1 pseudogene is annotated in these 3,234 nt (G+C 59.1%); it reads left to right on the top strand.

Features of this window, described 5'->3' with window-relative positions:
• Positions 1-363: 363 nt before the first annotated feature.
• Positions 364-3,234 (top strand): annotated as a pseudogene (locus tag EOA36_RS31670) (GAF domain-containing protein); the annotation flags it as partial.

The raw sequence follows: 3,234 nt of genomic DNA, 5'->3' as shown, positions 1-3,234 counted from the left end.
GGACCAGGACATGATAGTCTCATCTGAGCCAAGCAGAAGCTTGATGCGCCTGGATGCGCTGGCAAGCTCGATCAACGGCCAAGATCGCCGGTCTCCCTATTCTGTTTGAGCAGCAAATACGCAACCCAACGACTGCCCGGCGGCCTGGCTATGCCCCAAGGGGGCATAGTCTGAGGCGTTGCCCCAGCTATTCGATTTAACACAATTCGGCAAAAACCCGCCACACAGGACGTGGCCCCGAGGCAGGACGGGGGACACCCCTCTATCAACTCAAGTTCCGGCCCGAGACGACGGCCGGACTTCGCCTCTGGTGGAACCCTTTTCTCCGCCGCGCATTGAATGCGCTTCACGGTGGGGAACGCAATGGGGGCTACCGCACATCGATCAGGGCGGCTGCGCCTGGAACTTCTGGCAGCGTTGGGCGATCGCATCCGGGAAATTGAAGATCCCCGAGAGTTGGCTTATGCCGCCGCCGAATTACTTGGGCGCCACCTTGAAGTCAGCCGTGCCGGCTATGGAACGATCGACCTCGAAGACGAGAGCATCTCGATCGATCGGGACTGGAACGCCCCTGGAATCAAGAGCCTGGCAGGCACACTGAAGTTTCGCGACTACGGCTCTTACATCGACGACCTGAAACGTGGCGAGATCGTCATCCTCGAGGACGCCGAGACCGATCCCCGGACCCATGATCGCGCTGAAGCCCTTAAAGCCCTCAGTGCGCGCTCCCTCATCAACATGCCAGTTTCCGAGCACGGCAAGGTGGTCGCACTGCTTTACCTGAACAATGCCGCTCCCAGGCGCTGGAGTGACGACGAGATTACTCTGATTTTTGAGGTTGCAGAGCGCACACGGACCGCAATCGAACGGCTTAGGGCAGAGCGGGCGCTGCGAGAGACCACGGAACGTCTCGCATTCCTGGATAGGCTGGGCAAGGAGATCGCTCTTGCCAAAGATGCCGATGCTGTCATGGCAACCACGACAAAAAGGCTTGGCGAACACCTTGGGGTTTCCATTTGTGCCTATGCCGATATGGCCGCCGACCAGGACCATTTCACGATCCGCGGCGACTGGAGCGCGCCGGGATCGCCGAGCATCGTGGGCTATTACAGCCTTGCGGATTTCGGCAAGCTTGCAGTCAGCAACCTTAGTGCGAACCGACCGCTTATCATCAATAACAACCTGACTGAGATTGACGCCGCAGAAGCTAAGACGTTCCAGGATATCGGGATAACGGCCACAATTTGCATGCCGTTGGTCAAGCAGGGGCGGCTCGCGGCGTTGATGGCCATTCATGACAAAGAACCTCGTGTCTGGTCCGAACGTGAACTAGCTTTGCTGACAGAGGTGACTGAGCGCTCGTGGGCCCATATCGAACGTGTTCGTTCCGAAGAAGCTGCCAGGACCTCAGAGGAACGGTTGCGGCTAGCGACAGACGCTGCTGCGATCGGGATCTGGGATTATGATCCCGTAACTGACACGCTTCGTTGGGACGACCGATGCAAGGCGCTTTTCGGGTTGCCGCCGGAGGCAAGTGTTTCTTACGAGCACACCTTCCTGCCAGGCCTGCATCCCGACGACCGCTCGCGCGCTGACAACGCCGTGCGGCAGGCGCTCAAGTCTGGAGGCTCGTCCCGTTATGATATCGAATATCGCACCATCGGACTTCATGACGGAAAGGAGCGATGGATTGCTGCGACCGGAGATGCGCTCTTTGAAAATGGATGGCGCTCAATCCGCTTTCGGGACGTGATGTCGATTACCGTGCCGACAGGTCATAAATGCCACTGCTGCGACCGTCGCAGCCGAATTGGACGTCGAGATTATTGTCCAGACGGTGACCGACGTCGGGGTCGAACTCACGGGAGCGCAGTTCGGCGCATTTTTCTACAATCTCGTGGACGAAAACGGCGACAGCTACACACTTTACACGCTATCTGGCGCTCCGCGATCGGCGTTCGAGAACTTTCCGATGCCCCGCAACACTGCAGTCTTCGAGCCTACGTTCCGCGGTACAGGCGTGGTTCGTTCCGACGACATCCTGCAGGATCCGCGATATGGCAGGAATTCGCCAAGGAAGGGATGCCCGAAGGTCACCTGCCGGTGCGGTCCTATCTGGCGGTACCGGTCACCTCCCGATCGGGCGAGGTGTTAGGCGGGCTCTTTTTTGGGCATTCCGACGTCGGCGTCTTCGGTGCGGAGCATGAGGCCGCAATGCTGGGCCTGGCGGGCCATGCGGCTTCGGCAATCGATAACTCCCGCCTCTTCAAGGCATTGCAGACACTCAATTCAACGCTTGAGCAGCGTGTCGTAGAAGCCGTCGCCGAGCGCGCAAGGGCAGAAGAGCACCTGCGCCAGTCCCAGAAGATGGAAGCGGTGGGGCAGCTCACGGGTGGCATCGCCCATGACTTCAACAATATGCTTGCCGTCATCATCGGCGGCCTGAATCTGGTGCAGCGCAAGCTCAGGAATGGCGACACAAACGTCAACATGTTCGTCGAAGGAGCCGTCGAGGGGGCGCAACGCGCGGCCGAACTCACCAAACGCCTCCTTGCCTTCTCTCGCCGGCAGCCCCTCGCCCCTAAGGTCATGAACCCGAACCGGCTTGTGTCAGGAATGAGTGAACTGCTCGGTCGAACGCTAGGCGAACCGATACAGATTGAGACTGTTCTTGCCGCTGGCCTGTGGCAGATCGAGGTTGACGCCGGACAGTTGGAAAGCACGCTGCTCAACCTTTGCGTCAACGCCCGTGACGCCATGCCGGCCGGGGGCAAACTGACGATCGAGACTTCAAACACTCATGTCGACGAAAGATTCGCCAAGGAAAATGGCATCCCGGTCGGTCAATATGTCCTCTTGTCGGTGACCGACACGGGTGTCGGAATGAGCGCCGATGTCATGGAAAGAGCTTTCGATCCGTTCTTCACCACCAAGTCAGTCGGCAAGGGGACCGGCCTTGGGTTGAGCCAGGTCTACGGCTTCGTTCGGCAGTCTGGAGGCAGCGTCAGGATCTATTCCGAGCAGGGCGTCGGCACCACGCTGAAGATCTATTTGCCCCGTTCGCATAAAAGCGTCCCCGAACTGCGCGCGACACCACCAGCTCCTGAAAACACAGGCAGCGCTGCCGAAGTCATCATGGTCGTTGAGGACGAGGATCGTGTCAGGTCAATGGCAACCGAGGCGCTGCGAGACCTCGGCTATTCCGTTCTTGAAATGCGAGGCCCGCGGGAAGCC

Source organism: Mesorhizobium sp. M8A.F.Ca.ET.021.01.1.1 (genome assembly GCF_003998025.1).
Classification (GTDB): Bacteria; Pseudomonadota; Alphaproteobacteria; order Rhizobiales; family Rhizobiaceae; genus Mesorhizobium.
The sequence above is the reverse complement of the archived record's forward strand: the minus strand, read 5'-3'. Positions and strand labels throughout refer to the sequence as shown.